Here is a 15,503-nt window from a genome sequence, read left to right as displayed (position 1 = left end):
TTATAATTAAAATTTTCTAAAAATATGCTACAATCCGCCACACAAAGGATACGAAATTTTAGCCATAAAATCGACATTTGAGCGGATGAAGCACCTTGGTATTGCTGAAGTTATAAAATTTCATCTTGTTTTTGATGACTTTTTATTAAAGGGCTCATACTACGATGTTTTTGAGGCGATTAGGGCTGAAATTTTAGATGATTATAAAAATTTGATGGCTAGGTTTTACTTTGACGAGGATAGCGACGAGGCCATCAAAATGGCTCTCATTAAGCTTGCTAGAAGCGACAGAAAGAAATTTAGCGTAAATAAAATTTTGCCCCAAAGCATGACAAATAGGGTCTATGCAAAGCTTTTTAGTAAGGATTTTTTAGTGCTTGAAAAGAGCAAAGAAAAGCCACGAGTAAAAAACAAACGTCAAATTTTAAAAAAAAGTGAGCGAGCTTATAAGATAGAGGATAAAATTCACTTCAATAGCCATTTTTCAAGGTTTTGGTTTAGATTTATCGAGCCAAATTTAAGCCTTTTAAAAGAGGGCAGGAGTGAGGAAATTTTAGAGCTTATAAGAAAAGAATTTGACGAGTACGCGAGCCTTGGCTTTGAGCTTTTAAGCGGCGAGCTAATGGCTAAAAAGCTTGGGCTTGATGGCATTTTGCTAAGCTCATTTTGGAGCAAAAATATAGAGCTAGACATGCTTTTTAGCATAAATGGCAAGATAATAGTCGGCGAAGCAAAGTATAAAGAACGAAAAATTTGTAAAAATGTCTTAAATTTAGTCCTTCACAAGTGCGAAAGACTTGGCATAAAGCCTGATATCGTGGCACTTTTTTCAAAAAGTGGCTTTAGCAACGAGCTTTTGGGCTTAAAAGATGAGCGACTTAGGCTTTATGAGATAAAAGATTATGAGGAGTTGCTGTGAGTGATATCGATATACAAAATGGCCTAAAAAGCCTAATAGAGCAGACCTATCTGATAGAGCGTGAGTATAAAAATTTGACCGCTTCTTATATGAGCTTGCAAGGTTTTATAAAAGATATCGTGGAAATTTTGCCAAATGCCATTTGGGTGCTTGATGAAAATGATGAAATTTTCTTACAAAACTCAGAGGCGCAAAAGCTTGGCAAAGCGCTAAATTTCATCCCAAAAGATGAGGGCGAGCTAAATTTTGGCTCACAAATTTATCTAGTAAAAAAGGTGGTCAAAGACGATAAAAAGATCATCTCTGCTACTGACATAACGCAAGAAAAACGCACCGAGCGCCTAGCCTCGATGGGTCAAGTAGCAGCGCACCTAGCTCACGAGATAAGAAACCCCATAGGCTCTATCTCGCTTCTAAACTCCACGCTTTTAAAAAGGGCTGAGCCAAAAATTTTGCCTATCGTCGAGCAGATACAAAAGGGGATCTGGCGTGTTGAGCGCATCATCAAAGCCACACTTCTTTTTACAAAAGGGCTTAGTATCACGCCAAGGGAATTTAACTTTTTAGATATCAAAAGCGAGTGCGAGGAGGCGCTTAAATTTTATGAGTATTCAAAAGATATAAATTTTGAGCTAAATTTCCCTGACGCCCTTTATAGTGGCGACTTTGACCTCATCGCGATGGTCTTTCAAAACATTTTATTTAACGCCATAGACGCCATCGAAGAGGACGAAAACGACGAAGGTGTGGTGAGACTAAGCTACGAAAAGACGCCAAATGAACATAAATTTATAGTCTATGACAGCGGAGTTTCTATAAAAAATGAAAACATCGTCTTTGAGCCGTTTAAGACGAGCAAACTAAAGGGCAATGGCCTAGGACTGCACCTTTGCTTGCAGATCATCGAGGCACACAAGGGCAGCATAGAGATAACCCTTGAGCCAAAGACATTTTGTATAAATTTACCTATAAAGGAGAAGTGATGAGTGAAATTTTAGATGAGTTAAATGCGTGGCAAAATGGCCTAAAAGCGCTTAAATTTAGTGAAATTTTTAAAAATGGCAGCGAAAAAGTGGTCTTTATAAGCGTTGATATGATAAATGGCTTTTGTTGTGAAGGCGCACTAGCTAGCAAGCGTGTGGGTGAGCTCTCAAAGGGCATAGCAGATACTTTTAGGCTGGCAAGGGATAAATTTGACCTTAAAAACTGCGTCCTCATCCAAGATGCTCATGAGCCAAATTCAGCTGAGTTTGCGAGCTTTCCAGCTCATGCTTTAAAAGGGCAAAATGAAGCAGAGGCAGTTGATGAGCTACGAAATTTAGACTTTTTTAATGAGATGAAGACTTTTTATAAAAACTCACTTAGCATTGCTTATTCGCAGGAGTTTAATAAATTTATAAGTAAATTTGATAGCTTTGTCGTAATGGGCGACTGCACCGATATGTGCATCTATCAGCTTGTTTCTCACCTAAGACTTAGCGCAAATGAGCAAAATTTAAAAAGGGAGATCATCGTGCCTGCAAATTTGGTGCAAACCTACGACGCACCAGGGCATAGTGGGGACTTTTATCAAAATGTATTTTTACATCACATGCAAATGGCACTAAATGCACGCGTGGTAAAAGAGCTAAAAATTTAGCCATATATTTATATTAAAAACAATTATCAAATTATAAGATTTAGCGCTTATCTATCGTATTAATATAATTAATAACATAGTTTTGCGCTAATTTCAGATCTATTCTCTTTAAATTTCTTTTCTTATAAAATATTTTTAGGTTACATTTTTACAATATATTTGACATTAACTATCAATATAGTTATAATCACGCTCAAATTTTAAAAATAAGAGGCATTATGGAACTTTTAAAACACAACATTGACTATATAATCATCGGTATTTTGGGCGTTATGAGCTTTTTTGTGCTTTGGTATACGATAGAGCGTATCATTTTTTACTCACGCGTCAATATAAATAGCTACAAAAACATTGAAGAGCTCGATGGGGCGCTGACAAAAAATTTAACCACACTTTATATCATCTACTCAAACGCCCCATATATCGGACTTCTTGGCACGGTTGCTGGCATAATGATCACATTTTATGACATGGGTATGGCTGGCGGCATCGATACAAAAAGTATCATGATCGGCCTATCTTTAGCACTAAAAGCGACTGCATTTGGCCTACTTGTGGCGATCCCGACGCTCATGATCTACAATGGCTTTGTTAGAAAAGTCGATGTCATGATAAACAGATACAAGGCCAAAAATGCGTCTAAATAAAAAAGATGGGCTAAATATCGTCCCATTTATCGATATCATGCTCGTTTTGCTAGCCATCGTGCTAAGCATCTCGACCTTCATCGCCCAGGGCAAGATCGCAGTCGATCTACCAAGTGCGAGCAGCACCGAGCAGATCAAAGAGGACGAGAAAAAAGTGAGTGTCGTTATCGATAAAGATAATAAATTTTTTATAGATGACGCGGAAATTTCGGAAGATGAGCTGAAAGATAAGCTAAATGCCATTGATACTAAGACTTTAGTGCAGCTAAAAAGCGACAAAAACGCTAAATTTGACAGCTTTGTCAAAGTAATTGATATCTTAAAAGAAAAAGGTCACGAAAACTTTGCAATCCAAACAATCTCTGAGTAAAATTTCAAACTATAGTGGCCTAGCGGTATCAGCAATAGTGCACGTGGCAGCGGCTTATTTCTTGCTTTCACATAATTTTAGTGAGATAAAGATAGGCGAGCAAAAACCTATAAAAATAGCTCTAAATTCTTTTACTCCGGTGCCGCAAACTACGGCTCCGCAGATAAGCGAACAAGTGATGATACCAGAGCCAACACCCCCAGCTCCACCACCACCGCCAGAGCCGCCAAAACCAAAACCTAAGCCTGAGCCAAAACCACTACCAAAAACAGAGCCAAAAAAGATAGAAAAGCCTAAACCTGAGCCAAAAAAGGTGGAGAAAAAGCCACTGCCAAAGCCTGAGCCTCGCCCTGAGCCAAAGGTGGAGCCAAAACCTGCTATCACTGCGCCAGCTCCTACCGCGACGCCAGCACCTGCTGTAAATTCAAATTTACCAGCAAATAATAAGTCTATCGCCGCAGCTCCAGCCCAAAAAGTAGCCCAAGAGTTAAATTTATCAAACGCGCAAAGTGATGAGGACTTTAGCAAGGTTATAGCAGCTGTGAAAAAGCATAAAAACTACCCAAATAACGCTAGAAGGATGAAGCATCAAGGCGTTGTTGAAGTTAGATTTTTGCTTAAAACAGACAGCAGCATAGACGAGCTAAAGGTTACTAAAAGTTCAGGCTTTGAGTCGCTTGACAACGGTGCTTTAGAAAATGTCAAAAAAGCAAGCTCTGAGTTTCCAAAGCCAAAAGAAGCTCGCTATCTTCGCTTTCCGATAGCATTTACATTAAAATAAATTTTAAGCTCATTTGAGCTTAAAATTTCTTATATCAAGTGTTTAGATCAGGATAGTCCCAGCAGTTAAACTCAGCGCTCAAGTCGTCATTTTCCTGCCCTTTGCAGCATAGCCACTCAAGCCCTGCACGCCTCTCCATAACGACCTCTTCGTCAAGTCCAGCCGCCTTTGTGCCATTTACTCTTGCATTTACGCACGCCCAGTGGTAGCGATAAACTAGATCGAGCTTACTTAAAATTTCATCCATACTGCGAAGCTTTGAGCGGCTTTTTAGCCCGCCCTCTTTAAAGACATTCATCACAAACTCGCAGTCGCAAATTTTATCCATCTGGCCGATATCTTCGGCTATGCCAAGCGCCCAAAGCAAGATCCAAAGCGACTCATATTTCCAGCCCATATTCACAGCCGTGTCCATATCGGCTCTGTCTTCAACGACCTCTTTTTCTTTTACACTTAGTCCGTCGTAAGCTTCACCTAAAAAGCTCTTTGCCCACGCCATATTTTCTTTGCCCAAAGAGCCCTCATCACGGATCGTGCAAGCACACATGATCGCTGTAAATGAGCAAACTGCGCGCTTTATTATCTCGTCAATATCTCTTGGCGTAACCTCGCTATTTTCATAGCGAAGCGGCAAGCTCTCAAGCACCGCTATGCCCTCTTGCTTTAAAATTTTTATGTTCTCATCTTTTCTTTGTTGTGCTGTTTTTGGCATATCTGCACCTCCTTTAAAAATATCAAACACTCCCATTTTCTACCCAAAAAACTCGGCGTTAAATTTATCTTCGTCGAAATTTTTGCCCAAAAATTTGCAAATTTCCTCCATATCAGCCCTCGCCGTTTCAAAACAGCTAGTAGCCCCCGGGCTTGGCGTCATGTTAAAGCTTATGCCCTCGCCTGTGCTGATCTTGCCCTCACCAAGCTCGAGCCTTTTTTTATTGCGGTCGATCACCTGCGGCCTTACGCCACCAAAATTTACAGCGTAGCTTAGGTCATTTTCGCTTAGACTTGGCACGATCTTTCTAGCGTCTTTAACAAATTCTTTTTTGTTGATAAATGGCACTTCAAATAAGAAATTTCTTAGTATATAGGACCTTATATCCTCGTCTTTTAGTAAATTTGTAAAGACTTCAAGGACATTTTTGTCAAATTTTAAGCACTTTAAAAAGTCAAAAAAGCTAGAACAGCCGTGAAATCTCTCAAGCTTTGGTATGACAAGGGCAGTTGGACCAAAGCGAGTGTTGCCATTAGCTAGGATATCTGGGTCGCCGTGGAGTGCGGCAAATGGCAGCTTGTCGTTTTGCACCATATAGACTTTGCCGTTTAGCAGGCGCTTGTTAGCAAAGTAAAAGCTTCCAGCAACTGGTAGCGTGCTAAGATGTAGCCCATAACCCATCTTGTGAGCTAGAAATAGCGAGTGCGCTCCAGCATCGACTACGACGTAGTTTGCTGTGATCACCTCGCCGTCATTTATCTTGATGTGAAAGGCATCGCCCACCTTTTTCGTATCAGTCACTTCTGAGCTTAAGCTGATCTCATAGCCATCTCCGCCTAAATTTAGCGCATTTTGCACGAGCGAATTTGCCACGCCGCCAAAGTCCATCGTAGTGTACTGGCCATTTTGCGCGCCTATTGCGATGATATTTTCAGGACGTTCATTGCCATTTGCGTCAAAAACGACATTTGGCTCGATCTGCTTTAACTTCTCTTTGTCATAAATTTCAAGATAAGGAAATAACTCTTTAAAACTCTCATATCGCTCCTTGATGCGCTCTACTTCGGCATCTCCGATGGCTAGCGTCATCTTTTGATGAGCAAACATATATTTGCCCTCTAGGTTGTATTTTAGGGCGTATTTTACTGGCATATTTGCCACTTGTGAGACTTTTTTTGCCTTTTCTAGCGTGTAGTTTGTCTCGATATCGCCGCAGTGGATGGTCTGTGAGTTGCCCTTGCCGCTTGAATTTAGCGTCGCTACGCCATCATATTTTTCTAAAAGCGCGACCTTTTTTATATCGCTAAATGCAGCCAACTCGTAAAAGAGTGCCGTCCCGCTAATGCCCGCTCCAACAATTGCCACTTCAAAGTGCTTTTGCCTCATTTTTTCCCCTGAAAGTTTAGTTGCACAAATGATACTATATTAAATTTAAATCAAACAGCAAAAAGCAGAGCGTGAAAAATAGGCTGTGTAAAAGTGAAATTTGGCAAGGCTCTCACCTTGCCATAAAATCTTAGTATGCCCTTTTATAGGCGTTTTCTATCTTTTCGCTTTCGCCAAATTCTTTCATGGCGCCAAAAGAAAAATATGGGTTGCGTAGTAGCTCTCTACCAAGCGCCACGCCGTCGCAGACATCGCCAAGTAGCAGCGCCTCGCACTCGCTTGCCTTTGTGATAAGGCCGACTGCAAAGACTGGAATTTTAACTGCGTTTTTCACCGTTTTTGCGTAGCCAGCCTGATAAAGTGGTGTAAATTTTGGCGCGCTATCAACTTTTGCATAAACTCCGCCAGATGAGACGTGGATAAAGTCAGCTCCATTTTTCTCTAGCTCACGTGCTAGCTTTACGCTCTCTTCTACGTCCCAGTCGCACTTAAGCCAGCTACTTGCACTTATCCTAACACCAATAGTGATATTAGCACCAGCCTTGATCTCTCTTAAAATTTCAAGCAGCAGCCTTATGCGGTTTTCAAAAGCGCCTCCGTATTCGTCACTTCGCTTATTTGTGCCAGCGCATAAAAATTGGTTTATCAAATATCCATGCGCCGCGTGTATCTCCACGGCCTCATATCCTGCGCTCTTTGCACGCACTGCGGCATCTACGAAGCTTTGCTTTACGCTTGCGATATCCTGTGCGTTCATCTCTTTTGGCGTGGCGTAGTCATCGCTAAATTTGATCTCACTTGGCGCAATAATGCCATCACACGTGCCCTTTCTGCCAGCGTGAGCAAGCTGAACGGCCATTTTGGCGCCATATTTAGCGCAGCCTTTTACCAGCTCCGCGTGAGCCTCGATCTGCTCGTCACTCCAAAGCCCAAGGTCTTTTTTAGTGATCCTGCCGCGCGTCTCAACAGCTGTCGCCTCAACGATGATCATACCAACGCCGCCGATCGCCCTTGTAGCGTAGTGTAGCTTGTGAAAGCACCTTGGGCGGCCATCCTCTTTTTTGACCTCATACATGCACATAGGAGCCATGATAATGCGGTTTTTGATCTCGATGCCACCTATCTTAAGCGGCGTAAAAAGCTTATTTTGCATGAAATTTCCTTTAAATTTTTTGGTTATTTTAAGATATTTGTTTAAATTTTTGGATTTGCAGGAATTTATCTCTTGCGACTTAGAAAGTTCAAACAAATTTTAAAATTTCATGAACGAGTAATTTCGGCTCTAAAATTTGAGCTAAGCTGTAAGTGAAGCCAAATTTTAGTAGTCAATTCTTGCGAGTGAGTGGAATTTTAAAATTTGCAAAACTACTAAAATTTATCTATTACTCACCCTTAAACAAAGAAACAAAATACTCATCGATACCAATGCCATCTTTTTTCATATCTTTTAGTCTTAGCCTTACGTCGGCGTCTTGCCAAAGAAGTGGCGGCAACGTAAACATCACCTTATCAAGGTTAAAATCTCTCACATCCTCGCGCCAGCCATCCCAGCGGTAAAGCTCGTAAAATTTAGATATATCCCCACTTAGCGCCCAGTATAAAAACTGCGAGTAGCCAAGCTGCGTATCTTCCCATTTGCCACTATCTGGTGCGTAGTAAAAGACGTTGCCAGCTTTACCAACAAAGGCGCCGCCATTTACCGCGAAAAATCCGCCCAAAACATCGTCCGCCACGAGCAAATAGCCAGGCATCTGCCCTGCTTGGCTAAAGCTTTTGCCAAGGTTGAAGCTGTAAATTCCGCGCTTCATCTGCTCACATCCAGAGCCAAGCACACGCAGCCAGCCGCCATCTATCACTATGCCGCCGCACCCATAAACAAGCGCTCCCATCGGCGAGCGAGTAGTTACCTGAAGTCCCAAAAGCTCACTTTGCGCCCTGCTCTCATCGCAAGGCAAAATTTCATAGTCGTTTTTGGCCTCTTTTAGCCACTCTTCGATCAGCGCCCAGCCTGGCTCATTTGTGTCTATAAGCTCATCTAAAGCTCTCATTTTCTGTCCTTGCGATAAATTTGGTGAAATTTAAAAGAAGAATTTGGCGAGCCGCCCCGCCAAATTTATATATAGGTTATTTTGCGTCCCAAGCTAAGATCGTGTTGCCCTCGGCGTCGGTAGCCACATCGCCCATGCCCATGATGTTATATCCGCAGTCTACGTAGTGAACTTCGCCTGTTACGCCGCTAGCTAGGTCGCTAAGCAGATACATAGCGCTGTTGCCGACGTCTTCTGTGGTGACGTTGCGTTTTAGTGGGCTATTTACCTCGTTGTAGCGTAAGATCATCCTAAAATCGCCTATGCCACTTGCCGCAAGCGTTTTGATAGGACCTGCACTGATCGCATTTACGCGGATATTTCTCGCGCCAAGGTCGTGAGCTAGGTAGCGAACTGAGCTCTCAAGTGCCGCTTTTGCAACGCCCATTACGTTGTAATGTGGCACAAATTTTGGTCCGCCAAGATATGTAAGAGTTAGCACCGAGCCGCCCTCTTTTAGCACCGGTAGCACCGCGCGAGTAAGGCTTAGTAGCGAGTAAACGCTAGTGCCCATCGCTATGTCAAATGCCTCTTTTGTAGTATTTACAAACTCGCCCTCAAGCGCCTCTTTTGGTGCGTAAGCCACTGCATGCACGACAAAATCGATCTCGCCAAGGTCTGCTTTAATGCGATCTGCAAGGCCGTCTAGGTGGGCTTGGTTATTTACGTCAAGTTCGTAGACAAATTTACTTCCAAACTCCTCAGCGATCGGCTCAACGCGCTTTTTAAGAGCGTCATTTAGGTATGTAAATGCCATCTGCGCACCTTGATCGTGACAAGCTTTTGCAATGCCATAAGCTATTGATTTAGCATTAGCGACGCCTACGATCAGACCTTTTTTACCTTTTAAAATCATTATTTCTCCTTTAAAATTTTGCAATTCAAATTTTAAACCAAATTTAATAGCGGCAGTATCACGCAACTCCAGATGTTTAAATTTGCGTTTCGAAATTTAAACAAACCAACAAGCGGATATATCGCTAGGTAAATTTAAATGTTTCGCAGCAAATTTCATCCCAAGACTAGGCAAGTAGCCTGTCGCAGGGTGAAATTTGCAAGATCGTTTAAATTTATCAGCGAGATGCCGCGCTAATAAGCCCTAGAAAATTATTCGCATCCCAGCTGGCTGTCCCTACCAAAACCCCATCGCAGCTCTTTATACCTGCGATATCAGCGATGTTTGCTGCATTGACGCTTCCGCCGTAAAGTAGCGGCACGTTTGCCTTTGTTTTTAAAAAACTTAGCACCTCATCTATCTGCTCTATGCCAGCACTCCTGCCAGTTCCTATCGCCCAGATCGGCTCGTAGGCGATGACTAAATTTTCATAGCCAAGGTCTATATTTTCAAGCTGGCGGCTTAGAAATTCTTTGGTCGCTCCGCTTTCATTTGTGCTTAAATTTTCACCTATGCAGTAGATGATATTCCAGCCATTTTTTGTAGCAAAATCAAATTTCGCTCGCAAAAACTCCTCGCTCTCTTTTAAAATTTCACGCCTCTCAGAGTGGCCGATCAGCACGTCTTTGATATCAAATTCATCAAGCATAGCCTTGCCGATCTCGCCTGTAAATGCCCCACTCTCGCACGGGTAGAAATTCTGCGCTCCAAGCCTAAAAAGATGCCTTTTTTCATTAAAGGCACTAGCTGGAGCAAATACGCTCACATCATCGTTTATGCTTAAATTTGCATCTAAAATTTTCGCGTACTCTCTAAAGCTCTCTCTTGTGTGGTTGCACTTTAAATTCGCTAGAAATTTCAAGACCTACTCCTCTTTTCTAAGCGGCTTTATGCCAGGCAACTCTTTGCCTTCTATTAGCTCCAAGCTCGCACCGCCGCCAGTCGAGATAAATGTCATCTCATCAGCGTCGCCTGCACGCTCGACCACGTCAGCCGTATCGCCACCGCCAACGACGGTTGTCGCGTGAGTGTCGATGATAGCGTGGCTCATTTTGATGCTACCTTTGCTAAATTTATCCATCTCAAAAACGCCCATAGGTCCGTTCCACCAGATGGTTTGCGCATCGGCGATGACCTCTTTAAATAGCCTAATCGACGCTGGTCCGATGTCAAGCCCCATCCAACCATTTGGGATCTCTTGAGCTGGGACATATTTTACGGCACTTTCAGCTGAAAATGTCTGAGCAGCGACGACATCTACTGGTAGGTAGATTTTCACTCCTAGCTCTTTGCCTTTTTGTAAAATTTGCCTTGCATCTTCGATGAGCTCTTCCTCAAGGAGCGAATTTCCGATGTTTTCGCCAAGTGATTTTAAAAATGTAAATGCCATACCGCCGCCAATTATGAGCTTATCTACGCGTGGCAGAAGGTTATGTAGGGCTTGAAGCTTGCCACTCACCTTTGAGCCACCTACGACTGCGACAAATGGACGTGATGGATGTTTTATCAAATTTTGAGCGAAATTTATCTCTTTTTGCAACAAAAATCCAGCTGCCTTATGCTTTTCATCGTAAAATTTAGTGATCGCTTCAACCGATGCGTGAGCCCTGTGACAAACGCCAAATGCGTCATTGATGTAAAATTCGCCAAAGCCTGAAAGCTCTTTTGCCAAAGCCTCGTCATTTTTGGTTTCGCCCTTTTCAAAGCGTAAATTTTCTATCATTAAAATTTCGCCTGGCTTTAGAGCCGCAGCCTTTGTTTTAGCGTCATTTCCGATCACATCTTCAGCAAATATCACCTCTCTATCAAGCAGCCTTGATAGCCTCTTTGCCACGCCTTGAAGTGAAAATTTCTCTTCATAGCCATTTTTTGGACGTCCTAAGTGACTAGCCAAAACCACGCTGCAGCCATTATCCAAGCAGTAGCGGATAGTTGGTATCGCCGAGCGGATCCTGCGGTCGTCGGTAATGTTTAAAAATTCGTCCATAGGCACGTTAAAATCGCACCTTATAAAGACTTTTGCACCATTAAGCTCAAGGTCGTTGATCGATAAAATATCACTCATTTTTCACCCTTTAAATTTACTTTGTAGCCACGATCTTAGCAAGATCAACAAGCCTTGTTGAGTAGCCCCACTCGTTGTCGTACCACGCAAAGACCTTCACCATATCATCAGCGATAACCTGTGTAGTGTCACTCGCTACGATGCTGCTAAAGGTGCTTGTACAAAAGTCGCTGCTAACTCTGTAGTCGTCATCGACGAATAAAATTCCCTTTAAATTTGACTCTGCAGCCGCCCTAAATGCCTCGTTTATCTCCTCTTTGCTAGCTGGTCTTTTTAAAACCGCCGTTAGATCGACCATTGAGACATTTGCCACTGGTACGCGCACTGCTTGGCCGTGTAGCTTGCCACTTAGCTCGGGGAGCACTTTAGCGATCGCTTTTGCAGCTCCGGTGGTCGTAGGTCCGATATTTAGCGCTGCTGCACGTGAGCGGCGGAAATCTTTAGCCTTTACATCAACTAGGCTTTGGCCATTTGTATATGCGTGGATCGTGGTCATTAGACCCTTTACGATGCCAAATTTATCGTTTAGCACCTTTGCCACTGGAGCTAGGCCATTTGTGGTGCAGCTTGCATTTGAGACGATCGCTTCGCCTGCGTATTTATCGTCATTTACGCCAACTACAAATGTCGCTGTATCATCTTTTGCCGGAGCACTCATGACGACTTTTCTGACGCCGCGAGCAAGATATGGCTCACATTTTTCAGTGGTTAAAAACTTGCCAGTGCACTCTAAAACCACGTCTACGCCGTAGTCTGCGTAGCTAAGCTCGTTTAAATCTCTTGTAGAAAAAACTCTTATCTTTTTGCCATTTACCTCTATAAAATCGTCGCTTATCACCTTAACGTCTTGCTTAAATTCGCCATGCACGCTGTCGTATTTGAGCAAGTACCTCGTCATATCCCTTGTTGCGGTGTCGTTAATAGCGACAAGCTCAACATCATCACGCTCTAAAATAATACGAGCAGCACACCTACCGATACGCCCAAAGCCGTTTATTGCTACTTTAACTGACATCTTAGCTCCTTTTGATATAATTACGCCTAATTCTACAAAAAAGAATTTTAAAACAAATATAAACAAGGCACTTTAATAGATGAAGTTAGCACTTTTTGGCGGGAGCTTTGATCCGGTTCATTTAGGACACGATAGCATTGTGAAAATGGCACTAAGTGGCCTTGACATCGACAAGCTCATAATCATGCCAACTTTTATAAGTCCCTTTAAGAGCGAATTTTCAGCTCCACCAGAGCTTCGCCTAAAGTGGATAAGAGAAATTTGGGGCGGCCTAGAGAAGGTCGAGATCTCAGACTATGAGATAAATTTAGCTCGCCCAGTGCCTACCATAGAGACGGTTAAGTATTTGTATGAGAAATTCAAGATAGAGAAATTTTATCTCATAATAGGCGCAGACCACCTAGCTACGCTTGATAAGTGGCATGGCTACGAGGAGTTAAAAAATTTAGTGCAGTTTGTGATCGCCAAGCGCAATCACATAGAAATTCCGCAAAATTTACAAAAAATGGACGTGCATGTGGATGTTAGCTCGTCGCAGATCAGGCATCAAAAGGGGCTTGATGAGCTGCCTAGCGAGATAAAAGATGAGATTATAAATTTTTACCAAGGATTAAAGATGCAGGAAAGATCGATGCAAGAGCGCACCGAAAGTATAGTTAAGGTTTTAGACGCAAAAAAGGCTGAAGAAATACAAGTGTTTGATATGAGTGGGGATGATTATTTTGTAAAGGCCGTAGTTATCGCTACTACGCTTGGCGAGAGGCACGCTTACTCGCTGGCTGAAGATCTAAAAGAGGAGCTTAAGCCTCTTGGAGAGAAATTTATAGGCACTGAGAGCTCGCCTGATTGGATCGTAATGGACCTTGGCGACATTTTGATACATCTTTTGAGCCCAGCTTACAGGGCAAAATACAACATCGAAGAGTTTTTGCAAAAGCTAAAAACTAGCAAAGAGTCTTAACAAAGACAAGCGATGAGCAAATAAGCCATAAAAATATAAAAAATGCTAACAAAAATGGCTTTTTGCCCGTCGCTTTAAATATACTCCTATCTATCCCAAACCCCAAAGCACACATCGCAACGCAAAGGCAGATACTAGCGGCTAGCTTTAAAATCTCCACCAAATTTTCAGGGAAAAATGGCAAAGATCTAACGCAGATCGCCACTAGGAAAAATAGCGCAAACCATGGTATGCTCTTTAGCTTTGAGCCACCACTATTTTGGCTTAAATTTAAGAAATTTAGCAAAAACAAAAATGGCACAAGCATGATGACGCGAAGCATTTTTATGATGACGGCGGTGCTGCTTGTTGTGCCGTCAAATGCCGCTGAGGCTGCGACCGCATGGGCTACCTCGTGAAGTGAGCCACCGATAAAAAAGCCAGTTTGGTGCGGCGTGAGAGCTAGAAATTTAGCGATAAATGGATAGATAAACATGCCAATCGTCCCAAAGAGCACCACCGTGCAAATGGCGATAGCAAGCTTGTTTGCGTCTGCTTTTATCTCATTTTGTGTAGCCATAACAGCAGCTGCGCCGCATATGCTAGCCCCTGAGCCAATAAGCACGGCACTATCCTTGCTAAGCCCCAAAGCTTTGGCTACAAAAAGCGCAAAGCAAAAGGTCGCAAATACCATAAAAGCTGCGTATATAACGCCTAGAGTGCCGACACTTGCGATCTCGCTAAGGCTTATATTAAAGCCAAAAAGTATGATACCAAGCCTTAAAATTTGCTTCCCAGCGATCGCTACAACGCCGCTATTTTTTAAAATTTGAGTCTGTTTGGTAAAAAGATTTGCAAAAATAGCGCCTAGAATAATAGAGATGATGAGCGGGCTAGTATGAAATTTAGCCAAAACCGTGTTTGAGAGCGCAAAAGAAATTGCACAAATCAGCGCTAAAACAAGCACAGCAAGAAATTTATGAGACATATTTTAACCTTAACTCTTTTTTTAAAAATGCAATTAGCACGTTTGGGTATAATTAGGCGAATTTTATAATACAAATTTAAAATAAAGATAAAGGGATAGGCCTATGATCATCCTTGGCGAAAAATATACTTTCACCAAACTCGAACTAGAGAAGCTTAGAAAGAAATTTGGCCAGGTAAATTTTCTATCCCACGAAAATAGCGACGCAAAGGCTTTGCGAAGTGCGCTAGAAAATCTCATAAAATCAGGCGATCAGAGGCTAATAGTGCTAAATACCCAAAAGCCCGTTGATAGCAAACTGGTGAGATTTCTCACGCTTTTACAGTTTAAGACGAAGTATAAAAAGATCAAATTTCTAAATGTGGAGAGCTTTTTAGAAATTTACTTGCAAAAGTGCTACATCCCAGAAAATGGCGAAAATTTAAACTTTTTAAACGATATCAAGCCTTACAATGCCTTTGAATACGCCTTAAAACGCGTGATCGACTATGTAAGCTGTTCACTGCTTCTTGTGATACTTTTTGTGCTTAAATTTTACGTCAAGAAAAAGATAGACGAGCAGTCCCCTGGCAGCCTTTACTTCTTGCAAAATAGGGTCGGGCTGGGCAACAGGGAATTTGAATGCATCAAATTTCGCTCGATGGTGGTTGATGCTGAAAAAGATGGAGCTAAATTTGCTAGCAAAAATGATGAGAGAGTCTTTGAATTTGGCGAATTTATGCGTAAAACTCGCATCGACGAAGTGCCACAGTGTATAAATGTGCTTCGCGGGCAAATGCACCTAATAGGCCCAAGGCCAGAGCGAAGATATTGGATAAATTTCTTTGAAAAAGAGATACCGTACTACAATGAACGCCACATCGTCCGCCCAGGCATCACTGGCTGGGCGCAGGTAAATTACCCTTACGGCGCAAACACACACGACGCCAAACAAAAGCTAATGTATGATCTTTACTACATAAAGCACTGGTCACTTTGGCTGGAGATAAAGATCATAGCAAAAACTATTGCAATTATATTTGAAAAAAGGGGTATTTAGCCAACTTTTTGACTAATGTC

17 protein-coding genes are annotated in these 15,503 nt (G+C 42.3%); 8 read left to right on the top strand and 9 right to left on the bottom strand.

Annotation, left to right across the window (positions count from 1 at the left end; genetic code table 11):
• Positions 1 to 85: 85 nt before the first annotated feature.
• From CVT00_RS02450 to CVT00_RS02425, 6 genes are all read left to right on the top strand, one after another.
• Positions 86 to 919 carry a DUF234 domain-containing protein gene (locus tag CVT00_RS02450; RefSeq protein WP_103557743.1) on the top strand — a complete coding sequence of 278 codons (834 nt, stop codon included), beginning with the start codon at positions 86 to 88 and terminating at the stop codon, positions 917 to 919.
• Entirely contained in the window at positions 916 to 1,902 is a 987-nt protein-coding gene (locus CVT00_RS02445; RefSeq protein WP_103557742.1) for a sensor histidine kinase, read from the top strand. The genes CVT00_RS02450 and CVT00_RS02445 overlap by 4 nt, the downstream gene beginning before the upstream one ends.
• On the top strand, positions 1,902 to 2,558 hold the full coding sequence (locus CVT00_RS02440) for a cysteine hydrolase family protein (RefSeq protein ID WP_103557741.1): 657 nt from the start codon (positions 1,902 to 1,904) through the stop codon (positions 2,556 to 2,558). Before CVT00_RS02445 ends, CVT00_RS02440 begins: the two co-directional genes overlap by 1 nt.
• 218 nt (positions 2,559 to 2,776) lie before the next feature.
• Positions 2,777 to 3,205: a TonB-system energizer ExbB gene (gene exbB / locus CVT00_RS02435; RefSeq protein ID WP_103557740.1), complete on the top strand. Its 429-nt coding sequence runs from the start codon at positions 2,777 to 2,779 to the stop codon at positions 3,203 to 3,205.
• Entirely contained in the window at positions 3,192 to 3,575 is a 384-nt protein-coding gene (gene exbD / locus CVT00_RS02430; RefSeq protein ID WP_103557739.1) for a TonB system transport protein ExbD, read from the top strand. Before exbB ends, exbD begins: the two co-directional genes overlap by 14 nt.
• Before the next feature lie 61 nt (positions 3,576 to 3,636).
• Entirely contained in the window at positions 3,637 to 4,356 is a 720-nt protein-coding gene (locus tag CVT00_RS02425; RefSeq protein ID WP_230853786.1) for an energy transducer TonB, read from the top strand.
• A 34-nt stretch (positions 4,357 to 4,390) separates the two neighbouring features.
• Here CVT00_RS02425 and CVT00_RS02420 read toward each other — a convergent pair whose 3' ends face one another.
• The 8 genes from CVT00_RS02420 to gap all read right to left on the bottom strand — a co-directional run bounded on the left by CVT00_RS02420 (position 4,391) and on the right by gap (position 12,516).
• Complete coding sequence (locus CVT00_RS02420; RefSeq protein ID WP_107915713.1) at positions 4,391 to 5,068, bottom strand: DUF4272 domain-containing protein; 678 nt, start codon at positions 5,066 to 5,068, stop codon at positions 4,391 to 4,393.
• A 39-nt stretch (positions 5,069 to 5,107) separates the two neighbouring features.
• The gene (locus tag CVT00_RS02415; protein ID WP_107915714.1) at positions 5,108 to 6,454 is read right to left on the bottom strand and encodes an FAD-dependent oxidoreductase; all 1,347 of its coding nucleotides are present in this window, start codon (positions 6,452 to 6,454) and stop codon (positions 5,108 to 5,110) included.
• A 130-nt stretch (positions 6,455 to 6,584) separates the two neighbouring features.
• Entirely contained in the window at positions 6,585 to 7,607 is a 1,023-nt protein-coding gene (locus CVT00_RS02410) for an NADH:flavin oxidoreductase/NADH oxidase (protein WP_103557736.1), read from the bottom strand.
• A gap of 229 nt (positions 7,608 to 7,836) precedes the next feature.
• Positions 7,837 to 8,502 (bottom strand): DUF2625 family protein, encoded by a 666-nt coding sequence (locus CVT00_RS02405; RefSeq protein ID WP_103557735.1) that lies wholly within the window; start codon positions 8,500 to 8,502, stop codon positions 7,837 to 7,839.
• Positions 8,503 to 8,578: 76 nt separating this feature from the next.
• Positions 8,579 to 9,397, bottom strand: a complete 819-nt coding sequence (gene fabI / locus CVT00_RS02400; protein WP_009492765.1) for an enoyl-ACP reductase FabI — start codon at positions 9,395 to 9,397, stop codon at positions 8,579 to 8,581.
• A 217-nt stretch (positions 9,398 to 9,614) separates the two neighbouring features.
• Positions 9,615 to 10,298 carry a triose-phosphate isomerase gene (locus tag CVT00_RS02395; RefSeq protein WP_107915716.1) on the bottom strand — a complete coding sequence of 228 codons (684 nt, stop codon included), beginning with the start codon at positions 10,296 to 10,298 and terminating at the stop codon, positions 9,615 to 9,617.
• Positions 10,299 to 10,301: 3 nt separating this feature from the next.
• Positions 10,302 to 11,501 carry a phosphoglycerate kinase gene (locus CVT00_RS02390; RefSeq protein WP_002941208.1) on the bottom strand — a complete coding sequence of 400 codons (1,200 nt, stop codon included), beginning with the start codon at positions 11,499 to 11,501 and terminating at the stop codon, positions 10,302 to 10,304.
• A gap of 16 nt (positions 11,502 to 11,517) precedes the next feature.
• Positions 11,518 to 12,516: a type I glyceraldehyde-3-phosphate dehydrogenase gene (gene gap, locus CVT00_RS02385; protein WP_107915718.1), complete on the bottom strand. Its 999-nt coding sequence runs from the start codon at positions 12,514 to 12,516 to the stop codon at positions 11,518 to 11,520.
• A 79-nt stretch (positions 12,517 to 12,595) separates the two neighbouring features.
• Here gap and nadD point away from each other — a divergent pair, with 79 nt between their 5' ends.
• Complete coding sequence (gene nadD / locus CVT00_RS02380; RefSeq protein WP_103557731.1) at positions 12,596 to 13,477, top strand: nicotinate (nicotinamide) nucleotide adenylyltransferase; 882 nt, start codon at positions 12,596 to 12,598, stop codon at positions 13,475 to 13,477.
• On the opposite strand, the gene CVT00_RS02375 is transcribed toward nadD, so the two are convergent.
• Entirely contained in the window at positions 13,461 to 14,444 is a 984-nt protein-coding gene (locus tag CVT00_RS02375) for a YeiH family protein (protein WP_107915719.1), read from the bottom strand. The two genes, nadD and CVT00_RS02375, sit on opposite strands and share 17 nt — an antisense overlap.
• A 103-nt stretch (positions 14,445 to 14,547) precedes the next feature.
• On the opposite strand from CVT00_RS02375, the gene CVT00_RS02370 reads away from it, so the two are divergent.
• Entirely contained in the window at positions 14,548 to 15,483 is a 936-nt protein-coding gene (locus CVT00_RS02370; protein ID WP_107915721.1) for a sugar transferase, read from the top strand.
• Positions 15,484 to 15,503 lie beyond the last annotated feature (20 nt).

The sequence above is a fragment of the Campylobacter concisus genome, from assembly GCF_003048675.2.
GTDB classification, from domain to species: Bacteria; Campylobacterota; Campylobacteria; order Campylobacterales; family Campylobacteraceae; genus Campylobacter_A; species Campylobacter_A concisus_F.
This window is presented reverse-complemented; position numbering and strand designations above follow the sequence as displayed.